The sequence below is a fragment of the Shewanella sediminis HAW-EB3 genome, assembly GCF_000018025.1.
Classification (GTDB): Bacteria; Pseudomonadota; Gammaproteobacteria; order Enterobacterales; family Shewanellaceae; genus Shewanella; species Shewanella sediminis.
The window spans coordinates 2,686,976-2,709,553 of the sequence record NC_009831.1 but is presented as its reverse complement, the minus strand read 5'-3'; the positions used below and the strand labels follow the sequence as shown (position 1 = coordinate 2,709,553).

Below are 22,578 nucleotides of genomic sequence, written 5' to 3'. Positions count from 1 at the left end.
GTCTGTGTGGACATAGATAAAAAAGGAAAATAGCAATGACTATAACTATGACAAATCAATTCTATTCACTAGATGAAAAGCAACAGTGCCAATTTTTTGAAAAACTGCTTAGAGAAGCGATATGCCAATGGCCAGTAGATATCGAATCATTAGAATTAGTCAAACACAGAGAAAATGCGGTATTTAAACTAACGACAACTTCCGGGGAAAAATATGCGGTCAGAGTTCATCGGGCTAATTATCACACCAACGATGAACTGCTTTCCGAAATAAAATGGAACAAGGCACTGGCCGATAGCGGCATAGAGACATCTTCATTTTTAAAAACTAAAGACGGCAGATATTTTCATGTCGAAAAACGAGATTATGTCCCGGAGCCTCGTCAGATAGATATTGTGAAATGGGTCGATGGTGAACCTCTGGGGTCTATCGAAGCTGGCGTCGATCTCTCTATTGAATCTTTAATGGCCTCTTATACCTGTATCGGCGAGATCATGGCAAGGTGTCATAATCAGGCCAGTCAGTGGGAACTTCCAACAGATTTCACCCGTCATGCATGGGATGTCGATGGCTTGTTTGGAAAGTGTCCAACCTGGGGTAAATTCTGGGAACTTGAATGTCTTAACAACCAGGAGCGTATCTTACTGAATACAGTAAAAAAAGAGCTATCTAACGAGTTCAATGAATTTGGTCAAACTCCAGATAGATATAGTCTTATCCATGCCGATATGTTGCCTGAAAATCTACTGGAATCCGGAGATAGTTATTCATTAATAGACTTTGATGATGCAGGGTTTGGCTGGCATATGTTTGATATTGCTACTTCACTATTTTTCCATCTGGGAGAGGAGCATTTCGATGATGTACTTCACGCCCTGTTAACCGGTTACCGAAGAGTACGAGATCTACCCGATGAGCATCTCGCTATGTTGCCATCATTCCTGCTAGCCAGAGGGACAACCTATTTAGGCTGGGCTCATACCCGTAAAGAAACGGATATTGCAAAGGAACTCACCCCGATTGTTAAAGCCGGGGTCATAGAGTTGGCGGAGCATTATTTATCTCAGCATAAAGCAGCTTGATTAAACATATTCAATACAAATTTTTATGATTAATAGAGTAACGGGAATTAACTATTCAAAATTCCCGACAGTCATTGTAATTTTATTCTTCTGAAATCTTTCTTTGTAATTTAATAGTTCGCAAGTAAATTGGTTGGAAATACATTATGAAACGAATAGCTTCAATTTTAATTAATATCGGCGTTATTGCCTTTTTGTCAGCGTGCGCCGATAAAAACAGTGGCTCTGATGAACAGATTAATAGTCAAATAACCAAAGTTTATGTCAATGGTCGTGTATATACACAAGATAATGCAGCCCCCTGGGCCGAAGGTTTTGTGGTTATCGATGATAAATTTGTTGCCGTTGGTGACGCTGAATCACTTAAATCCTGGATGACACCCGAGTCTGAGACTATCGATCTGGCGGGACAATTTGTTATGCCCGGGTTTGTCGAAGAGCATATCCATCCGGACATGGCGACCGAGAGTTATCTTGGTATCAATATCGTGCCATCTATGGGCTGGGAGAAAGTCAGCCATATTATAGAAACGTTTGGTGAACAAAAATCAGATGATAAATGGATCATAGGTGGTGCATTAAATTGGTTAGCCGATAATGGCGAGAAAATGCATCAGATTGATGCATTATCACATTTCACTACACTCGATAAATTGATTAACGATAAACCTCTGCTCTTGTGGGACGTCGGCGGTCATGCCGTATTAATCAATTCACTGGGTTTAAAAAAGTTGGGGATCGATGAAAATTCAACGGCGCCGGAAGGGGGCATAATAGTCAAGGACAAAGACGGGCAACCTACTGGTGTGCTGAGAGAAACTGCCGCAAACATGGCGTACGAAATAGCACTTAAAGATCTTCCAAAGGGTAGAGAATTGATCAACAGTGGGATAAAACCTATCTTTTCTCAACTCAACCAGTTCGGAATTACCAGCATCACTGATGCTTGGGCACGTGCCTATATGTTAGATGCTTATAAAACATTGGCGGATAGCGGTGAACTTACGCTCAGGATTAAGGCATATATTGCAGATCCAATAGAGTGGCTGAGCCCGGAATGGAAAGAGGCCGCAAGCAATGCGATAGCAAATCACCAAGCCTATAAAGTTGACCACTGGCTGAATGCCGATGGAGTCAAGTTTGTTCTCGATGGTTCAGCCGGCGGTCAAACCATAATTATGGTTGAGCCTTATGAAGGAACCAGCGATCAGCATGGCGGCCCATGGCGAAATGATCCCGACTACTTTGCTGAGAAATTCAGCGAATATGACAAGAAAGGGCATGTGATGAAAGTGCATGCCGTCGGTTCGCAATCTATTCGAACGGCGCTCGATGCGATTGAAAAGTCACGGGAGAATGGTTCAACACTTAGACATAATATTGCCCATACGGTATTTGTTCACCCGGATGACATTAAGCGCTTTAAAGAACATAATGTCGGCGTCGAGTTTTCACCCCATTTTTGGTATCCGGTTTCTGGCTGGGACATTATTCGTGATGAGTTAGGGCAACGAAGATTGGATTGGGCATTTCCCTTTAAAACACTAAAAAATGAGGGGGTTGCTATATCGGTTGGATCGGATTGGCCGGTCGCAGAATCTCCCAATCCATTCTTAGAACTTGAGACTATGGTTACCAGGCAAGTACCAGGCGGAGGCGGGGAAATTTTATCCGATCCTAAAGAACGTATATCCCTCAGCGATGCCATAGAAGTGTTTACTATCGGTGGGGCCTTCGCTCAAAACCGTGAGGACATCATTGGGTCGATTGAAACCGGAAAACTCGCTGATTTTATTATTTTGAATCAGAACCTATTCGAAATTGAGATAAATCAAGTGCATAAGACTCGCGTGATACAAACCGTGGTCGGTGGCAAGACCGTTTATGAAACTAAAACTGAAACTGAGAAAGGGACCACGAATGGATCTACATTGTAAAAAGCTTCGCGGCTGAAGCGCGCTCCTACAGAAGGGCATACACCTTCGCGGTTGGAAGCACGCTCCTACAAAATAGCATTAATCTTTAGGTTTCAGATAGTGTCTGAGCGATCTCGGATCTGTGTGCCCGGTTCTTGCCATGATATAGAGGTGATCTTTATCATTTTCATGGAGCTGGGTAACACAACCACTACGTAAACTATGTGCTCCATAGAACTCCGGACTTAAACCCGATCTTGCACAATACTTCTTTATCATCTGGTAAATATCATCACCGCGTAGAAAACCGCAGTTTCTATTCGACCGGGACAGTGGGAGTTCTTCGTTATCCATCGAAGTCTGGTTTATTTTTCGATTTGTTGTATCACTGACACTGTAGGGTCTTATCTGACTCCCATCTCGTGAGATGGAGCGAAATAGATGCCCCTGCTTGATTTTTGAGACTTCTATCCACTCTTTAACAGCATCGAATGCGGCAAAGGGTTCAGTTTGCGGTAGATCTTTCCACTCCCTTTGTCCCTGCTGATTACTCTTGGAGTAGGGGAGGCGAACCTTGAGCTTGTTTCGCAAAAAACTGAGATGGTTAACTTGAATGTCGGCAAGCTCAGAGCGACGAAAACCTCCCTGAAAACCGAGTTGAATAATGGCCTTATCTCTCGCTCTTGTCATTGGTTGCGGCTGCTGATTGATCACATCTATCAGCATTTCCAGCTCATCATACATTATCGGTTGCTGATCGTAGTCTGCGACTTTTCGATATTTATTTCTGCTCAGTCCTCGCATTACCCGGATCACCAGGGGGTGTTCCGTTGGCGAGTGAAATCCAGCTTGAATATGATGATACCGGATCGCTGCCAATCTTGATGTCAGTGTTTGCCTGGAAAGCTGTGCACCACTGCTCTGTTGAATGCTCTCTTTTTGATGACCGATAAATGAAATGACAGAACGGGGGTCGGCCGGAAGTGGACTTAATCCATGCTCCAGGCAATAACGGTTAAATATCGCATAGCTGGATGTATAGACGCGCCGGGTATTTTCTGAGATCTCATACTCGGTTTCACTGGCAGCACTCTTATAGTCATCCAAGATTGAGAGGGGAAGTTGGGTTTCTTCAAAAAACTTTTCATCAGAAGCGTTACTATTACCATTTGTTCCGGACGGAACAATAGATGTATTAGGTGTCAAAATCGAATTTATTGTGTGGCACGCTGACTTTGACATTTAATTTAAAACACCTATAAAGAAGAGGGTAGAGCTAATAGAAAACTGTGAGCGGTTTATTAGTTAGCCTATGACTGAGTCCGCTTAGACTAAATAATAAACAGCGCGTTAAATCCGATAGATTGAATAAAGACTCTTTCATCCAAATTAAGGTCTAAATTATAGAGATAAGCGGCTACCTCTACCAGTGATAATCGTCATTATCACTGGTAGAATGTCTAAACGTATAAATAACGCGCAGGGGTGGTTATTTATACTTCAATTAGGTGAGAGGTGAGAAAACCCTGTGATGGCCTGTAAAACTGAACTCGCATTGTAAAAAGCTGGTTTATGATCTTGCTTGCCAAGTTGTTAATCGCGAGCATGGTTATTCCTGTCCTATCTAAATGAAGAACAGTGAACTTTCCCTGTCACCGCGGCCTAATATCTGTTTAAAAATAGAATGTTGAGAGTGATTTTTGAGCGGCCACAGTTGAAATAAACAGGGGCATTACAGGGTGGGATTTAAAGACGCAAAGAATGGTTACACCATTCTATTAAGTGTTATTTCGATTAATCACATCAATATTGAAAGGGTATCGTCAACCAACAGCTTAATATACCAAGAAGGGATAGATATTATCTGTGTGCAATTTTTGCATGTTGAAATTCTTCTTGAATGATTGAGCCTGGACCCGAATTAGAATGTATATAATGGTGTAACCATACTATTGCCTTATGTTCTTTTGATGGTACTATATCTGCATTAAAAACTTCTGTTCATACTTAAAACATTAGTATTAAAAGATAACTGAACAATTAATTGATAGCATCCAGGGAATGATTATGAACCACCAACAAGCATGGGTTTATCACGGTGAGAAACCTAAGGCTGGAAGAAAACTTCTTTTATTGGAAGCCGATGAATTGATACTGGCTATTCCATTAATATATCGTCTCATCCATCCGGATGAAATCCTATTAAGAAAAGATTGGTTCCTGCCTGAGTTGGTCGAAGACAAGTCTAAAAATAGTTCTCAAAACAATTCACAACAAAGTGAAAAATATATTTTGCTGGTTCCTCAACTTCAGCGTGTTACTCAATTGCGAAAAGAGCTTGAGTTATTAGCCGAAGCCTTACAACATCTAAACATGAGTTTGAATGCATACTTCAGTGATTTTGGGTGGCGCATGGTTCGAAAGGAACTATCGCAGTTAAAGAAAAGACAGAAGAAAGCGCATATCGAACTAAGCAAAGATATCATCATAAAACTGAAACATTACATGGAGCGTGAAAAATTTGAGAGCTTCGATCAGGCCATTGATAATTTATTAACTGAAGTAAACTCTGGTCATGAGGTTGAAGAGTAATTTTGAAGTAAACTGATCATGCAGCTCTTGGTTTGAAGATATCAAGGTAGGGGATGAGTATCCGATGGGAATAAAAACATTTGCACTAAGGTCAATCTACAAGAGTGCTTTTCTTTAGTAATGTCGGTGGAAGCTGGACATCCCAACGCTCTAGTTCATGCTGACTGAACATGAACGTGCCGCGTTTTGGTGTTGATATCGCGGGTAAGGCTCCTTTTACAAAAAAGTGATTCACTTTATCAGCAGCTGCAAGACCTTGTTCGGTACCGTTGATAATTAAGCCGCCAATCGCTTTTCCTCCCCCAATGGAATATGACCAAAATGCAAATACGGGGAGCGGGGCTTTTCTACTCGTCCAGTGACTGACTTTGTCCAGGCTGACATTTTCGCAGAACCTATTTGTTAAGGCTGCATAGTTAGCGATGATGATTGCATCATAGCCATTCTCCTTGGTTTTCGCGACCGTAGCTTTCCAGTCGTGAAAGCTCCCCTCGAGGGTAATGTCGACTTCGATATTGGCTATCGTTTGCCTGAATTTGTCATCGAAGGAGGTCTCCAATATTGCATATGACGTTGGATTCCTATCCATCAATACTTTGACCTTTTTAATATTGGGCATTAGTTGACGTAACATAAAAACAGAACGTTTGAGTAATGGCCGTTCTAATGACCCCGAAACATTTTTATCGAGTGTAATATAGTGACGAGGGTTGGCGTTGATGCCGAGAAATACTAGAGGAATTTGAGCCTCAACGACTCTCGGGCCCAACAGCTTTAGGGCGTTATCATCGGCGAGTACCACTATCTTTGGCTGTTGCTCTTGAATAAATTGCCAAGTTTGAGTTGCGATTTCTTCATATTCAGTAGACGGTTTTCGTTTAGTATCCATCTCATATTCAGTAATGCTATGACCTTGGATACCGGAAAGAAAGCCTTCTCGATACTCTTGAACCCAGGGGTATCCTTGATGATAACTATGAATAAAGGCGATATCGGCCGAGACTGCATCTTCTGCAAGAACGCAAAACAATAGGCCAAGTACTGATGGTTTAAATGCTAATTTCATATGTTAACAATTTGTTTTCAGGTCACCTACATATATATCATTTCTTTTGATCTTGTGCTGATTTTATTTCAATAAATGCGCTTTATGTCTGCCAAATTACGGTCTGCATAGAATACTCGATGGCGTTTATATTTTTACAGCTGAGTATTTAACAAGAAGACCGAATAGAGGAGAGACAAGCATTACTTTTTGACCAAACGTGATTTTGGTTGGGTTGTGTGTGAATGAGTAATTGTAAAATTATTAAATAGCAGGCATACAAAAGAGAGTCCTGATTTCGTAATATTGCGTCACCTGACGCTTTTGGTCACTGACCATTTTACGTTTATCCGATAACTCCCTTCTACTATCAGTTTAGTCCAGATTAGGTTAAATAGGTAACAAATGATGCTAATATTTAAACCTGCGTTATCCACTCAACGCCTTTAACCGTAAGGCTTTCAGGTTTAAACATAGGTGTTAAAAACAGATATCAAAAGGTATCAACAAATAGATATCAACATCGCTATTTGACATCTATTTTTTGACTGAAGACGAACCTAGAGCCTCTAGGGCTATTTTCGTCATTTTCTGACTGAAACCATTATTCTTAGGATGTCCCGGAGACCAGCCCAATATAAAGCGCTGAAAATCGGCCCAAGCGACAAAAAACAGAGGGCGCCATTCTCGCTCGACCATTTCGAAATCGATACTGGAAGGATTTAACTTTAATGCAACACTCAATTGTGAGAAATAATGTTCAATTAGCTCTTCAAACTCCTGATCGCATTGCTCTTCTGTTAAGCAGCTTCCAATAAAGTAGATCAGATCTTTCATACCACACCCACCCCCAACGTATTGGAAGTCGACGGCGGCAACCCGATCACAATTTTGACTAAAACAGAAATTAGCGACTTTTGCATCTCCATGAACCAGAGTCTTAAATCGACAACCGTTTAATTGTTGGTCAATCTCTTTTGCAGCTCTCTTCAATGGTGAGTCCGGCATCGCTTCATATTCGTCGGCGCGCGTCCCCAGGTGCCAATAGGTTCCTATCGGCCACAAGCCTGAAGGCCAACTTTTATCCGGTGTATCTTGCAAGAACCTAGCGTGAAAATGGGCTAGCCAGGTGATACATACTTTGCTCTGCTCAGTGGTTAAGGACTGTTTTCTCACCATAAAACCCGATTCATCGAGGTCGCTGAGTAAAATTAAACACTTTTCAGATAGTGGTACTGATTTTTTGTCAGCTTTGAAGGGGGCGCTGCAATTCTCTTCTAATATACCAAAACACTCAGGTACAAAGGAGGGAGCATGGCACTGGAACGCCCAGTCGCGATACCAGTTTGCTTCGACTCGATAGGAGAGCAATTTTCTTGTGTGTGAATGTCGCGTATCCCAGCCTCTGGGGTGGGCTGACTCTGTTGGAGGGGAGACAGATTTGACAATGATAGTCCCCGGACAATGTTCGCCCTCGAGCTTATAGCGAACAATCTCGCCATAACCACTCCATAGCGTCTGCACAGACTCTAATCTATGTGCCGCATTACAATCTATTCGTTCGCTAATATATTCTTCTGTGTTCAATGCTATTTATCCAAATCTTTCGTTTGATAATGATATACCAATTTCATTAAATATCTGTTCATTCAGCGGGAATTCAAAGTGCTGAAGGCAAGGCGGATGATTGAAGCTAATAGTTATTCTATATCAAAAGCATCGAACGTAGCATGCAGGGCTTTGAAACCCGCCCGTTGGGAGACTCTCAGACTTCCAACTTCTGCGTTGCATTGACTTACAAGGGAGTAACCATTCTTTCATCAATGCGCCTTGCATTAAAAAGTCTGAGTGGCTCTGAATTGATAATATATTTAATTAAACTGGTATTCTATCAATTGAAGGTGTTATGAATAGACTATGGTAATATGAATTTTCGTTGACTCATGGAGCAAGCTTATTCGTTTGCAGTGTCAAAGGTTCCTAACTGAGTGAGCGTTAAACGTTAAGCTTCAAAATATAGTGTCTTACGAAGACTTTTCGAATGGATTTTTACAAAAGGAGTTATAATTATCTATACCTATCTTTCGATATTCACTTTATGACGACATCACGTGCCTTACCTCAAGAGAAAAAACTCACGGTTTTAAGTCGGATCGAACCTGGGTGCCTCGGGCCGGATGGTGTCGATCACATCGAGTCTTTTTGCCGGTTTGCTAATCAGGAATTAAAAAAAGTAGATTCAAACTTCATCAAATGGTTACCTTTACCCCGTTACGATAAGTCCCTTCCTGAGATGCAATACTCCGTCAACAGTAAACAGTTGAGCCGTGATAAAGCCGCAAAATACCTATCGCACTTTAATAGTGAACTCGATGAATTTGAAGAACATTTTCATGACAAAGTATCATTACTAATCAATGAATTTCTATCTAAACATAAAGAATAACCTTACTAGCCAGACACGTAAGGACTATCCCTCATAAGGACTCTCAGAATGGCAAAACATCTTTTGATCACAGGTGCTAATCGTGGCATTGGTTTAACTATGGTTCAACATTATCTCGCCGATGGCTGGCTTGTGACTGCCTGTTGCAGAGAGCCTGAAGAAGCGAAAGAGCTACAGTCGTTATTGGAGGCAAATGAAGGCCTCTCGATTTTTCAACTCGATGTCACCGATTATGAAGGGGTAGATGAACTAGCCGAAAACCTTGCCGGAGAGCCAATCGATCTGCTTATTAACAATGCTGGCTATTACGGCCCTAAGGGCAGTGGTTTTGGCGGTACTGACGTTGAAGAGTGGCGACAAGTTATGGAGATTAATACCATTGCACCACTGAAAATCGCCGAAGCCTTTTGTGCAAATTTAGCGCTCGCCGAGCACGGGATCTATGCTGCCATTTCATCGAAGATGGGCAGTATGGGTGATAATTCGAGTGGCGGTTCATACATTTATCGCTCGTCGAAGGCTGCGCTAAATTCGGTAGTAAAGAGTTTGTCTATCGACCTGCAACCCGAGGGGACAAGCGTGGTCGCTATCCACCCTGGATGGGTTCAAACTGCCATGGGTGGACCCAACGCGTTGATCACAACAGGTGAATCTGTAACAGGAATAAAGCGACTCCTTGATGGTTTCTCGACAGAACACAATGGTGGTTTTTATGACTTTAACGGTAATGAGATAGCTTGGTAATTAAGAACAAGATACCAGGCATATCGTTCGCCTGGTATCTAAGCTTAAGTCACTACACTAGGAGCAGTAATTAGCCACTCACCGCCGGGAAGGCGGGAGATATACACTTCTTAACTTCGAACGTAAATCCATAGTCTGCAGTGTTATCTTTCCTTATTTCTACTATTTCATAATCATTAAGTTCAACGACATTACTACCTGGTGATATCTCGCATCGTGAACGACTGTCTGATTCCAGTTGATAAGCAAAACGTGCAATCAAGGTTCTGACCAATTTTTCATAATCAGAACGAACATCTCTATACAGCTCTTCCTTCTCTTTGTTGATTTCATCTGACCCGAAAGATAAGCCTATAGTCGGTTTATCACTAGTTGCTTCCTGAGCTTCAAGATCTTTATTCGCACGATCGAGCTCTGTAGCTAGTTCTTGCTTATCACTTTCAGAAAGCTTGTTTAACACTATCCCGTCAGGATCATTTAAGTCGTCTGATAACTCATTATTTAAGCTGGCGATTAAAATAAGGTGGTAGAGCACAACCGAAGCCAATATCAGGCGTATGAACATAGTCGTAAACCTGAAGTGGCTGTGGTTAATAAGCTTTAACCCTTTTACACCGAAAGGTTTTAAGAGCAGCAGCCCTATAAGATAAAAAGGCACGGCAACTTGCAACATTAGGATGGCCAACGCTGTCATGGCTATTACCCATGCTGGCAAGTAAAGCAATATGGCAAAGTTGTGGGTATATGAGAAGTGAGTTGTTGCTACACCTACCACCTCATTCACCACTGATGCAGCGCCTGCAATGGCAAAGTTTGCAATGATAGCGTAAAAAAGCAGTAAAACAGCTTTTCCAGATAAAGAGTGCCAGACACGAACAAAAAGAGGCCAAAATTCCAGTGTTAATGCGATAACAGTAATTATTGCAACTAAACCCAAATTATCTGGAAGGACAAGAAGAATGAGGGATAGAAGATAAAGCTTCTGAGCAAGAGTCAGTCGACCTAGCACACCACTTGTTGAACTGATAAATTTTACAATAAGCTCATAGATGACGACTACAAGTTTCCTTGGTCTGTTAACTGACTTTTTAAATCGTACACCAGGCTCTTCTTGTGGTATCTGTTCCATTTATATCTTTTCCGCAATATTCTCCATACAGATCAGATGATAACCTTTTTGTAACAATCGCTCCATCGATTTTCCAACCAATAAGCCTGTCACTAAGGTCGTTAATTATTAAATAAAAGCCCATCAATCCAATCAGATTAATGGGCCCGAAGGTGTTACTCACTAAAAATACGGCTAAGGATGAGTGTTTTCTATAAGTTCAGGATTAAGTTTAAATTGTTGGATAATTTGGCCGAATATCTGTCGGAATTGATTCCATTTTTATGTTCAATTGAGCCACTTCTGCAGACATGACGGCATATCTTTCCAGGAATGACTTAGATTTCTGGTAATCCCCAAGCGCTTGGATCATACAGACATCATGTACAAGATCCGATATTGATTGAGCCATAGCGTCTAAGTTGACCGTGTAACGTTCAGAGACAGGGTCAAAACTGAAGGCTTGCTTCTCTTTAAAGTAATTATATTGAAAAGCTGCGCCTGCTCCATGAGCCTCATGAACGCCGAAGCGCATCGAGCGGAATAAACCGGCAAAATAGGTGACTAACATGCTATCGCGCTCAGCTTTAGGAAGCTCACCTTTATCCATCAAAAACAACATATTGTAAGCGCCCATCACATCGGCTTTCCCCTCCTCTATCTTAGAGTAGGTCTCCTGAAGTTGCTCGGCTACAGTGGTGTTTTTACCATCCTTAATTATGGAACCGGGACCTAAGCCATGGGACAGTTCATGGAAGAGTGTCTCGTTAAAGAAATACTTCTCCATAAGCAAGGATTGCTGTTCATCGGCAATAATAAGCTCAGAGATGGGTTTCATCACGGCATTGTACTTAGCGTTGAGTACATTTTTTAACATGACTTTTTTGCTGCCTTTGACCTCACGAACGTATTCATCGTTCGGTAAATTAAAGGCGGTCGTTTGAACTGCAGGTTTATTGTCCCCACCACCGGCGACTTGGTCGACCACAGAGATAGGTGATTCAGACCCACGCTGCAGGTTTTTGTGCTGATCCGGGATAGGTAAGTTCAGCTCCATCTCTTTAAGGTACTTTTTATAGACATCGAGCTTAGCGCTGTCTTCTGGATTTCTGACGGTAATGAAAGCTTCATAAAAGGTCTTATACCCGAATAATTTGTCGGTATAGGTTTCATATGGGCCAATGGCAACTTCGAGACTGCCATCGAGATCCATCCACGCCATCTCGGAGTCCCGGTATTCGTCATTCAGAAATGCATCAGCACGTTTGGTCAGGAAGGTTTTAAGACTCTGATCTAAAGTCAGTGCGGCGGCTTCGCGCATCAAGGCCGCCGATGCTTTCATCTCTTTAGCGTAAAATTGGCTATAGGGGATAGCAATGAGTTTATCGCCTTGACGTCGTATTACGGTATAGCCACTCTTGAACTTCGCCTCATCTTCCGGATGGAGCTTAATCCATTCATTAAACTCCTCTTTACTCATGTCGGTTGGGTATACACCGGCGCCATCGGGCCTCTTGATATCACCAAAGAAGTTTTTATCACCCTCTAAGGTATCCCAAGGACCATAATGAAGGTCATATAGAGAAAGTATCAACTCTTTGTCCGCAAGAGATGATTCGAGGATCTGAGCGCGTATCGAGGCATTGTCATCATAAGTCTGACGCAGGTACACCTCATCGAGAATGTCGGCAACTTGTATTAACTTTTTCAATACTTGCTTGTCGATGTCACTGAGCGCCGTGAGGTCGGCTTTCATATCAATAGTCACGAACCTGTCTAACATCTCCTGATACACGTTATTTGTAACAGCTTGAGAGTCTTGAGAGGTGGCCTGATTGCCAGTTTGAGCATGGTTGAGACTATTGTCATCTGTTTGAGAGCAACCAGCTAAGGCGGCTATCAAGGCTAATGATAGTAAACTTGGTTTCATGTAATGCTTCCCCATCTTTTTGTTTTTTTCATGCATAACTTACAGGTAATGCTATGAATGATAAAGCTTCTAAGGGATAAACTTCGCTTCAATACTGGCCACAAAATTCGTCTTGTTAGTTTATGGCTAACCATAAACTCAACTTTTGCCGCTATATACAAGTCGTGCGATTTTGTTTAATTTAAAACAAAAAAAGAGAACTTCAGATGATACAAAGCTTAAGTCCGCAGCATTTCAGTGATGTCATCCAGCTTGGCAATCTGGTTCATGGCGCAGGATATTTAGATCGTCACTCCATCGAATTACTTTATAAGAAAGGAATAAAGTCCGGTATCAATGCCAATTTTGTTGCGTATCAAGATGGGGAACTCTTAGGATTTAGACTGACCTATGCCCCAGGTCATTGGCTGCCCGACCGTTGGTGTACACCAGATGCCTGGGGGATTAAACCCAATGAAGTCTGTTATTTTAAATGCAACACAGTGGCAGAAGGCTCACGAGGAAAGGGGATAGGTGGACAACTGCTTAATGCCTCTATAGCGGCCGCTAAACTACAGGGTGCTAAGGCTGGAGTTAGTCATTTATGGAAACAGAGTCCAAATAATTCAGCCATACGTTATTTTAGTAAGGCCGGCGGTGTATTAATTAAAGAGCATCCGAATAGGTGGAATGACACTTTGGAACATCCTGATTACGTCTGCGTGTTGTGTGGTGCCGATTGTCATTGCACGGCCAGTGAAATGCTGCTTGTTTTGTAAGTAATTGAGTTAACCATGACCACCAATACTAGCTATGATCCTCTGGTTGACACGTCTCCGGCCAACCTTAATTGGCCCGATTCCTATTGGGCCAGTACAGTCAACAAACCGATATCTAATTCACATCTATCGGGACGTCTCCAAACTGATGTTGCCATCATCGGAGCCGGATATACCGGACTTATTACGGCTTATTACCTTGCAACGCGATTTAATATTGATTGCTGTGTCTTAGAAGCAAACACGGTAGGTTTTGGTGCCAGCGGTCGCAATGCGGGGTTTGTATTGAAAGGCTCCGGTCGGCTGGGATATGCACAGATGGCAAAGCGGTGGGACCTCGCCACGGCAAAGGGGATCTACCACGAATTTAGCCAGGCGGTAGATAGAGTCGGTGAGCTCATAAATACTCACCAGATCGATTGCGACCCTCAGGAGAAAGGCTATCTCAAAATTGCGCACAATAGTCATGCCCTAAAGTCACTTCAAAGCGCTTCGAGTTTTATTACCGAGCATTTGGGAGGCGAGGCCGAGTTTATATCGCAAAGCAGATTAACCAGTGAATTTATGGCACACCATCAAGCCTATGGCGCAATGAGGTTAAATGATGGCTTTGGACTTAACCCGCTTAAGCTGGTGCTCGGCTATAAGCGGATGGTGGAGAAGCAAAAGGTCAATATATTCGAGAACACCTGTGTTAAACACTGGTTCGAGGAAAAGGGTAAGCATAGGTTAATCACGGAGCATGGTGAAATACTGGCAAACAAAGTCATTAGCGCGGGTAATGCATACACGCCGAAGGTGTTTAGTCCTAAACTGGATGAAAAATTCCTGCCTATACTGAGTAATATTATTGTCACCGAGCCACTCAGTCATGAAGAGCTACAGCTTGCTGGCCTTCATACCCGACAGGTAACAATGGACACTCGCATACTCAAATATTATTACCGTCTGCTCCCTGATAATCGATTGTTATTGGGAGGGCGAGGGGCTATCTATGGCAAAGATGCCATGAATCCAGTATACGCCCAGCGATTACGTTATGCTTTGGGTCAGTGTTTTCCATCACTAGCAAATAAATCTATATCTCATAACTGGACAGGCTGGATAGCTGCGGCAATGGACGATATGCCCCATGTTTATGCGCGGGGAGGGACCGGGTACAGTTTAGGTTATTGTGGTGCAGGAGTCTCTTTCAGTGCACAAGCAGGCTTCAGGTTGGCTCAATCTATTGCGGGGGAGGAGATACCATCTCTCCCCCTATATACTAACCCCTTACCCCATTTCCCAATGCCAAGGTTACGTCGACTGGGTCAATGGGGCTATTATCACTACGGTTGGTTGAAAGATCGCTATTTATAATTTATTGATAAAGAACTAGTGCCCTGTACTGACCTTGGCTCTGTCGGTCATTTTTTTCATGATATCGTAACTTGAATTATCAAAGGGGGGGACGATCCAAATTTTTTTCACTATGTTATCCACATCTCCCAGCATGGGGTTGGCAGCAACTTTCTTCGAGGCTGGGATCATCGACAGTTCACTGGATATACGGGTTTGAACCTCTTTCCCAATGAAATAATTTGCGAAGATTTCAGCGGCTTCCAATTTTTTACCGTTCACACCTTTTACGAAATTGATGGTGTCTAACCAGGCCATATGACCCTCTTTGAAGTCAATCAATTGCCAATTATCTCCCTTAACATTTTGAGAATGTACCTCCGGTCCCCAGCTACTGACGATTAACAGTTCATCGTTGAAACCAGATGAGTTTAACCAGAAGCTTTTTGCAGCCAGGTAAAGCTTGGCTATTTTGTACTGCAACTCTCCGTCTGGCGATGACATCTTAAGTACAGTCTGTCGATCGTGTGATTTCAGGGATTCATAAAGATAAAATGGTGAATGCCCCATGCTCATCAATGCCAACCCAAGGTTGTACCACTCCTGAGCGATATTTAACGAGAAGGTGTTTTTCCATTCATCCAGCCACAAATCGGATACTGATGTCGGGATATCTGACCGCTTAACTTTGTCCGTATTAATATAAAACCCGTAAATTCCACCACCCCATGGAATGTACAAGGGCTCACCGTTGGCATTGATTCCAATGTCCAGTCGAGTGAGTTTCGCGTGAAGATCCGGGAAATTGGACAGTCTGGGTGACTGAGTATTGATGGCTTGTAACAATTTGGACGTCTGCTCTTTCTGCATCTTAATAAAATAGAGGGTCAGAAATGTTATGTCGCATTTTCTTGCTCGAATAAGATCGAACATCTGATCGGCACTCTGTGCAAAAGGCGTGACCAGTTCAACTTCATAGTTATAGCCTCGTTTGGCGAGTATTAAATTAACTTCACGGATATCTTCAGCTGTAACATATCCCTCCCAGGTCAACACCCTTAGTGGTTGCTTAACTTCAACATCCTCTGTTTGATTCGCTGAATAACACGACATGGAAAAGAGCAATGCCACAATAAAGATAGGCCACCAAGCGCTAAGTTTTAACCTCATAGGTATTCCTCATGATTAATAATTCTTAAACCAATCGTTGCAGTTCGCTGTTCATCAATATTAAAAGTAAGGCCACATTAAGTTTAGTACAGCATTTAACAGTGCAAGATTTCGATTGAAATAGTGCTAAATTTACCCACCCTTGCTATCCTTAACGACTGGTCTATGGGGGTACAGATGAAATCAAAATTAGATAAGATGCTTTCCAATCATGGCAAGCTGGTTCACTCGGAAGGTGTGAAGATAGTTTCTCATACGCAGAGGGATGTAGAGGAGTGGGTACAACATACCGTCATGATTGAAGGGTGCGATGCCCCATTTAAATTCAGAAGGCCAAAGAAATTCAGATGTTTGAAGGGCAACAGAGTCAACATGACCTATTATGCCGAAACAGAAAAAGTTGCAGGGTTTGAAATCGAAATAATGAAAGTAGTACGTATTAAGCGCTTTTAATTCTGCATAAACTAGGATTAGGGGCGAGATATGACCCATGGATTGCCCCTAATTACGTAAGTTGATTTTCTCTAAAATAGACTGCAGTTAATTCTTAAAACCTGTCTGTTTGATACAGTGCCTAACTCAGCCAACATCCTCCTTTATACATATCATTAAGTAACAATTCAGGCTACATGCATTATCTTATGGGCTAAACTCAAGTTACGACAAAATTTGGTGCGTTTCTTTGTACAAACTTAGATAAGGTTATTATGAAAAAGTTACTATTATTTATTGGATTACTGTCATTCCAAGCATCTGCTTGGGCAAACATTGTTGTAGATAAAACGGGGGTAGACGAGAAAGATTATGTCTTCGATCTGCATGAGTGTACTGAACTCTCCCAACAGGCTCAAAAAAAGGCTACCCAGGGTGGCGCCATTTCCGGAACAGCAAAGGGGGCTGCCGTTGGCGCTGCGGCAGGCGCAATATCGGGTGGCTCCGGGACTGATGGAGCTAAGACTGGTGCAGCGGTAGGCTTGGTGGGTGGAGTACTTGGTAAGAGTCGCTCAAAAAGACAGAATACAGCCAGCCATGAACAGGAAAAACAAACGATTGTTAAGAACTGCATGATTAATCGTGGTTATGTCGTACTAAATTAAAGTCAAATCAGCAGACTGGTAATAATCTGGGATGGTTTACTTTTAATTGTGGCACCGCTTTTATTAAGTAAAGATAAAGAGCGAAGAAGAGTAGGGCATTTAACTCCACTCTTCTTGACATTTTAACTGGTTAACTATCCTGACTTCCCATCTGGGATTGGATATAGTTATGGATACCAATCTTATCGATTAAGCCTAACTGTTGTTCCAGCCAGTAAATATGATCCATCTCGGTATCTTCCAATAAGTCTTCTAAAATCTCACGACTGACATAGTCCTTCTCTTCTTCACAGATGGTGATAATTTTGGTTAGACTGGCTGCAACGACCCTTTCAGCTTCAAGATCATTTTCGTGCATCTGTTGCACATTACTGCCCACGTTAATAGGCTTTCGGGATGCGGTGTCCGGTGTTCCTTCCAGAAAGAGGATCCGCTCTGCTAATCGTTTAGCGTGACCAAGTTCCTCCTCGTACTCATGGGACAGTCTTTCGTGTAGTTTGTTAATACCCCAATCTTCGTACATCTTGGAATGAGCAAGATATTGGTCCATCGAGGTTAACTCTAGGGTCAATTGTTGATTAAGGTGGTCTATAACCTTCTGATTGCCTTGCATGTTAATCCTCCATCATAGATTGTAGATAATTCTGTACACCGGTTGTATTGATCAGGTATTGCTGCGACTCAATCCAATCCAGATGATCTTCTTCATCTTCTAAAATTTTATCCAGCAGTTCACGGCTAACATAGTCCTGCTCTTGCTCACATAGATAAATGGCACTGCGCAGTTCTGCAATTTGTTCTTCTTGTAAAATCTTGTCACACTCGATCATCTCTTCGGCGTGCTCACCGATACGTAACTTATTCAATTGTTGTAGATTAGGAAGAGCCTCGAGAAATAGGATCCTTTCAATCAAGGAGTCGGCCTGTTTCATATCTAATATGGATTTTTTATACTCCTTTTCGTCGAGTTCCTCGAGTCCCCAGTTTTTATACATTCGTGCATGTAAAAAATATTGATTAATCGAAGTGAGCTCAAGCAGCAGTATTTGGTTAAGTGCACTGGTTATCTTCGTCTTGCCTTTCATTGAACACGTCCCTTTTATTGATCTATATCAATTAATGCTAGACAATTTAGCCACCGATGTTAGAACGAAATCTTATGCTTGAACTAAAGACTGCACTAATTACAATAAGCAAATCATAGAGATAATCATTCCCATTAAGTTTGAGGGCGGTGATAAGCTATATAGGGTTTTTATACGAGTTTTTATCAATATATAAAGCTATCTTGCTGCCAGATGAATAACCTGTTGTTAGGCAGGATGCTGAATTTTGCTAGATAATTAACCATAATTACAATTGATTAGAGGCAGCTTTCAGCATTAAGTCTACACTTTCACTATAAGCCACCGATGAAATCGTATTTGAGTTTGTTCCGCTAGAATAATATTGTTTCTAAAGGAGAGAGATAACAAACAAATGACCATCAACATGTGCCGTTTTATTTTTATTTTAATCCTTATGAATATTGCTCAAACCAATGCCAACGAGTTCAATCGAACGCCTGAGGCTTGGTCAATGGAGGGCGGTCCCCTAATTGTTGCAAACTCAAAAGCGTGGAAGCCATTTTCCTATATTGATGACTCCGGAGAGCCACAAGGATTACTGGTTGATATTTGGAAAGAGTACGCAAGAGTAAATAATATTAAAATAATATTTCTGCTAACGGATTGGAATGAATCGGTTCAACTCGTTCGCAGTGGTAAGGCAGATGTACATGCTGGTTTGCTGTGGTCAGATACCAGAGAGTCATTTTTTGACTACCTTGACGGAGTCGTTGAAATTGAGACGCAACTGTTTTTCTCGGCGGACTACCTTGGAACCGATGTCGCTCAGTTTCTTCAATCGGGTGAACTTGGTGTCGTGATGGGTGGATACGAAGAAAGTTATATAAGAGAGAAATATCCAAATGTTAAGTTAATCTCATATACAAATAATGAAGTCATGTTGAACAGTGCCTTTTCTGGCGAGCTCAATGCGTTTGTAGCCGATTTCCAAGTGGCAAACTTCTATCTGTATACTTCATCTGAACCAAGCTCATTTTCACCCGTTAAGCATCTCTACAGTGCCCAAATTAGACCTGCAGTGAAGGAGGGGGCCCATAGGCTCAGAATTGAATTAGAGACAGGTATGAGCAATATCTCTAAGGTCGATCTGCAGCGAATCCAGCGTAAATGGCTTCATGTTGAAACGGTTTACCCAAAGTACCTATTTCAATTCGTATTTTCGTTATTGTTAGGTTTTTCTTTGCTCTATATCCTTCAATTACGCAAGACCGTTTCATCGCGGACGGCAGAGCTAAGGCAACTTAATCTCGAGTTACAACACCTGGCTTCAATAGATTCACTCACAGGCATCTATAACAGACGATATTTCATAAGAAGCTTGAAAGATGCGTGCCGGACAATGAATGAAGAGGCCAGCCTCACTCTGCTCCTATTCGATATCGATAAGTTTAAAACAATTAACGACAATTTTGGCCATGTGGTTGGCGACTATATCATTAAGCAAATTGCCCAAGTTGTGGCCGAGGAAATTCCAAGCGATGCCGTCTTTGCCAGAATTGGAGGAGAGGAGTTCTGTATTTATCTTCACAACTTGACGGTTAAACAAGCCAATACTTTATCAAAAAAAGTTCAAGCTTGTGTATCTGCAGCTCAATTTGAAAAAGATCAGGTTTGTCATCATGTCAGTGTGAGTTTAGGTAGCGTGTATTGCACGACTGCAATGGTGGACCATCAATACCTAATAAACCAAGCCGATCATTTGATGTATATTGCTAAGTCTTTAGGAAGGGATGGTTATCAATTTAAGACATTATAAACAGAGGTGTTCACGTTGTACGGCTAATGTTTAAAGCTGAGCGACGAAAGGTCTGGGTTTAAGTGTAATTATGGGATTAACAGATACAAAAAAGCCAACCTGAGTGGTTGGCTTTTAAACTCTATGAATACGAAATTATTTCGCAGTCATCAAGGCTACAGCATTATCTAGCATACGGTTACTGAAACCCCACTCGTTATCATACCAAGACATCACTTTAACTAAGCGACCTTTAACACGAGTCTGAGTTGCATCAAAGTTTGATGAGAACGGGTTGTGGTTAAAATCGATAGAAACCAATGGCTCTTTATTAACCGCTAACACTTCGCTCATTGGCGCAGCTGAAGCAGCTTTTTCGATTATCGCGTTAACTTCTTCGACTGTAGTATCGCGAGATGCAATAAATGATAGATCGACAAGTGAAACGTTTACTGTAGGTACACGTACCGCCAGACCATCAAACTTACCAGCAAGTTCTGGTACCACAAGTCCGACTGCTGCAGCGGCACCAGTTTGAGTTGGGATCATTGACATTGCAGCTGCACGAGCGCGACGTAAGTCGGTGTGATAAACGTCTGAAAGACGTTGATCATTCGTATAAGCGTGGATAGTGGTCATCAGACCTGATTCAATACCAATTGCATCGTTTAACGGTTTAGCAACAGGTGCCAAACAGTTAGTCGTACAAGAAGCATTAGACACAACCGTCATATCAGCTGTGATTTCATTGTTGTTTACACCGTAAACGACAGTTGCATCAACATTCTTACCAGGAGCAGAGATAAGAACTTTCTTAGCTCCTGCATCTAAGTGAGGCTGAACAGCTTCTTTAGATGTGAACATACCAGTACATTCGAAAACGACATCAACTTTCAACTCAGCCCAAGGCAGTTTTGATGGATCACGTTGAGAGAAGGTCAGAATTTTATCTTGATTAACATAAATAGCTTCGTCATCATGTTCAACCTTTGCGTTGAAACGACCATGAACAGAGTCATACTTAGTTAAATGAGCATTGATAGAGGCATCACCAAGATCGTTGATAGCAACAATCTCGATCGGGTAATCTTTTTCACTTTCATAAAGTGCACGTAAAACATTTCGTCCAATACGGCCATAGCCGTTAATAGCAACGCGGATAGACATCTCATATCCCTCAGGTAAGTGTAAAAATAATTTCTGGTAGTAAAATTACCAAACTGACAGCCACCGTCAAGTAATATCCCCAATTTAGGCTGTTTATCATTAACATTTTCGGTATTTCTTTTACAATGGTCATGCTTTTTACAAATAATGACACTTTCCATGTAAAAAATATTCGTTATGGCAAACATCTTGCCGAGCTTGAAAATGGCTTTCACAGTGAGAGGCTTCCTCACCGAGAGACTAGTTTTCAATCAACTAAATACTTTAAAAGAAGATTTCAAAAACAGATACAGTATTGAAAATATAGACTAGGTTAATATCAATTCAAATAAAGCCTGAATAAACTCTTATTTATTTCCTGATTTCATGTTCTAAGGTAGCCAAACTACCAATGAAATGGTTTAGCTATAGATACTATCGATCAAAGTGCAGACTTATCTCGCATGAACATCAACCTGAATGAACTTGTCTTAAAATCCCCTGAATTTAATTCATCGACTAAGTCTTCAGCCTGATCATCGAGTACGGATTTAATTGCTTCATCATTTTTGATTAACCGCAGCATTTTTTGTTCAGACACCTTATGTTCAGTCATTAAGACATTGGCTCTGGACAAGAGGTAGGTAAGCTCGAGATCGTTGGTTTTTTGGTAGGTATTAGCTAAGCCAAGTAACCAATCGGGATTGAAATTATCTTCATTGCTCAGGTCAAAAACGTGCAGATAAACTTGTTGGGCCTTCTTAGCATCAAACTTTTGATAGTATGAAGCTATGCTTGCCAGCAACTCGATATCATTCACCTGTTGTTTTTTTTCGGCGTTTAGTACTACGGCTTGGGCTTTCTCATCATTGAATCGTGTCCAGTGATAATAGGCAAGGTAGAGGTCTGTACTGTCTTTAGTCGTTTCCTGTAATTGTGCCAAACTCTGTGCACTTAGCCCGTATGCTCTTATTCTGTCATTAGTCCGTTCGGGATGTAGGATATGCTGTACACCGGCTGCCAGTTCAATACATTTACTGTAGTTTTCTAAGTTGATCAGATGGCGATAAAGCTGCTGTCCTGTTGGTGATGGGGTGTGCTTTAACGTATATCTTTTCTTAATAAGGTCTGCTTTTTCATATCGACACCAACTATCTTTGTGTAAATCACTACAAAGTTCAGGATTATTTTTACAGATCGTGCCTGTATTCACATCATTTTCGCAGCCAAAAAGGGCTGAAATTGCGATAAAGCTAATAAATGATGTAAACATTACGAGATTTCTTCTCAAAATAGGCTCCAAAGCAACTTTTTTGCTAATAAAATTACAACCTTACAAAGAAT

General features: G+C 41.7%; 20 protein-coding genes. 10 read left to right on the top strand and 10 right to left on the bottom strand.

All coding sequences use genetic code 11. The features are described from left to right. Positions 1-35: 35 nt before the first annotated feature. Complete coding sequence (locus SSED_RS11785; RefSeq protein ID WP_012142590.1) at positions 36-1,082, top strand: phosphotransferase enzyme family protein; 1,047 nt, start codon at positions 36-38, stop codon at positions 1,080-1,082. A 146-nt stretch (positions 1,083-1,228) separates the two neighbouring features. After that, positions 1,229-3,019: an amidohydrolase gene (locus tag SSED_RS11780; protein WP_012142589.1), complete on the top strand. Its 1,791-nt coding sequence runs from the start codon at positions 1,229-1,231 to the stop codon at positions 3,017-3,019. Positions 3,020-3,097: 78 nt separating this feature from the next. Here the strand turns inward: SSED_RS11780 and SSED_RS11775 are convergent, their stop codons facing one another. Continuing rightward, positions 3,098-4,240, bottom strand: coding sequence for a tyrosine-type recombinase/integrase (locus tag SSED_RS11775; RefSeq protein WP_012142588.1), 1,143 nt, complete (start codon positions 4,238-4,240; stop codon positions 3,098-3,100). A gap of 825 nt (positions 4,241-5,065) precedes the next feature. On the opposite strand from SSED_RS11775, the gene SSED_RS11770 reads away from it, so the two are divergent. Next, the gene (locus SSED_RS11770) at positions 5,066-5,590 is read left to right on the top strand and encodes a hypothetical protein (RefSeq protein WP_012142587.1); all 525 of its coding nucleotides are present in this window, start codon (positions 5,066-5,068) and stop codon (positions 5,588-5,590) included. 91 nt (positions 5,591-5,681) lie between these two features. Here SSED_RS11770 and SSED_RS11765 read toward each other — a convergent pair whose 3' ends face one another. Beyond that, positions 5,682-6,656, bottom strand: coding sequence for an ABC transporter substrate-binding protein (locus SSED_RS11765; RefSeq protein ID WP_012142586.1), 975 nt, complete (start codon positions 6,654-6,656; stop codon positions 5,682-5,684). Positions 6,657-7,172: 516 nt separating this feature from the next. Then, complete coding sequence (locus tag SSED_RS11760; protein ID WP_012142585.1) at positions 7,173-8,222, bottom strand: oxidoreductase family protein; 1,050 nt, start codon at positions 8,220-8,222, stop codon at positions 7,173-7,175. Between the two features lie 511 nt (positions 8,223-8,733). On the opposite strand from SSED_RS11760, the gene SSED_RS11755 reads away from it, so the two are divergent. Continuing rightward, the gene (locus SSED_RS11755; protein ID WP_041422122.1) at positions 8,734-9,081 is read left to right on the top strand and encodes a hypothetical protein; all 348 of its coding nucleotides are present in this window, start codon (positions 8,734-8,736) and stop codon (positions 9,079-9,081) included. 48 nt (positions 9,082-9,129) lie between these two features. Beyond that, entirely contained in the window at positions 9,130-9,825 is a 696-nt protein-coding gene (locus SSED_RS11750; protein ID WP_012142583.1) for an SDR family oxidoreductase, read from the top strand. 70 nt (positions 9,826-9,895) lie between these two features. On the opposite strand, the gene SSED_RS11745 is transcribed toward SSED_RS11750, so the two are convergent. Together SSED_RS11745 and SSED_RS11740 are read right to left on the bottom strand one after the other, a co-directional pair. Beyond that, on the bottom strand, positions 9,896-10,954 hold the full coding sequence (locus tag SSED_RS11745) for a hypothetical protein (protein WP_012142582.1): 1,059 nt from the start codon (positions 10,952-10,954) through the stop codon (positions 9,896-9,898). 211 nt (positions 10,955-11,165) lie between these two features. Further along, positions 11,166-12,863: a DUF8614 domain-containing protein gene (locus SSED_RS11740; protein ID WP_012142581.1), complete on the bottom strand. Its 1,698-nt coding sequence runs from the start codon at positions 12,861-12,863 to the stop codon at positions 11,166-11,168. Between the two features lie 206 nt (positions 12,864-13,069). Between SSED_RS11740 and SSED_RS11735 the strand changes: the two genes are divergently transcribed. Continuing rightward, positions 13,070-13,621 (top strand): GNAT family N-acetyltransferase, encoded by a 552-nt coding sequence (locus tag SSED_RS11735; protein WP_012142580.1) that lies wholly within the window; start codon positions 13,070-13,072, stop codon positions 13,619-13,621. 15 nt (positions 13,622-13,636) lie between these two features. Continuing rightward, positions 13,637-14,980: an NAD(P)/FAD-dependent oxidoreductase gene (locus tag SSED_RS11730; protein WP_012142579.1), complete on the top strand. Its 1,344-nt coding sequence runs from the start codon at positions 13,637-13,639 to the stop codon at positions 14,978-14,980. A 15-nt stretch (positions 14,981-14,995) separates the two neighbouring features. Here SSED_RS11730 and SSED_RS11725 read toward each other — a convergent pair whose 3' ends face one another. Beyond that, complete coding sequence (locus SSED_RS11725; RefSeq protein WP_012142578.1) at positions 14,996-16,129, bottom strand: ABC transporter substrate-binding protein; 1,134 nt, start codon at positions 16,127-16,129, stop codon at positions 14,996-14,998. A gap of 177 nt (positions 16,130-16,306) precedes the next feature. On the opposite strand from SSED_RS11725, the gene SSED_RS11720 reads away from it, so the two are divergent. Further along, entirely contained in the window at positions 16,307-16,582 is a 276-nt protein-coding gene (locus tag SSED_RS11720; RefSeq protein WP_012142577.1) for a hypothetical protein, read from the top strand. A 254-nt stretch (positions 16,583-16,836) separates the two neighbouring features. Continuing rightward, positions 16,837-17,226 (top strand): glycine zipper family protein, encoded by a 390-nt coding sequence (locus SSED_RS11715; RefSeq protein WP_012142576.1) that lies wholly within the window; start codon positions 16,837-16,839, stop codon positions 17,224-17,226. Between the two features lie 130 nt (positions 17,227-17,356). Here SSED_RS11715 and bfr (SSED_RS11710) read toward each other — a convergent pair whose 3' ends face one another. Together bfr (SSED_RS11710) and bfr (SSED_RS11705) are read right to left on the bottom strand one after the other, a co-directional pair. After that, positions 17,357-17,839 carry a bacterioferritin gene (bfr, locus tag SSED_RS11710; RefSeq protein ID WP_012142575.1) on the bottom strand — a complete coding sequence of 161 codons (483 nt, stop codon included), beginning with the start codon at positions 17,837-17,839 and terminating at the stop codon, positions 17,357-17,359. 1 nt (position 17,840) lies between these two features. After that, positions 17,841-18,311 carry a bacterioferritin gene (gene bfr, locus SSED_RS11705; protein WP_012142574.1) on the bottom strand — a complete coding sequence of 157 codons (471 nt, stop codon included), beginning with the start codon at positions 18,309-18,311 and terminating at the stop codon, positions 17,841-17,843. A gap of 406 nt (positions 18,312-18,717) precedes the next feature. Between bfr (SSED_RS11705) and SSED_RS11700 the strand changes: the two genes are divergently transcribed. Then, positions 18,718-20,109, top strand: a complete 1,392-nt coding sequence (locus SSED_RS11700; protein ID WP_190273206.1) for a transporter substrate-binding domain-containing diguanylate cyclase — start codon at positions 18,718-18,720, stop codon at positions 20,107-20,109. A 135-nt stretch (positions 20,110-20,244) separates the two neighbouring features. Here SSED_RS11700 and gap read toward each other — a convergent pair whose 3' ends face one another. Beyond that, positions 20,245-21,255 (bottom strand): type I glyceraldehyde-3-phosphate dehydrogenase, encoded by a 1,011-nt coding sequence (gene gap, locus SSED_RS11695; RefSeq protein ID WP_012142572.1) that lies wholly within the window; start codon positions 21,253-21,255, stop codon positions 20,245-20,247. A gap of 421 nt (positions 21,256-21,676) precedes the next feature. After that, positions 21,677-22,507 (bottom strand): DUF2989 domain-containing protein, encoded by an 831-nt coding sequence (locus SSED_RS11690; RefSeq protein WP_012142571.1) that lies wholly within the window; start codon positions 22,505-22,507, stop codon positions 21,677-21,679. Positions 22,508-22,578: the final 71 nt, after the last annotated feature.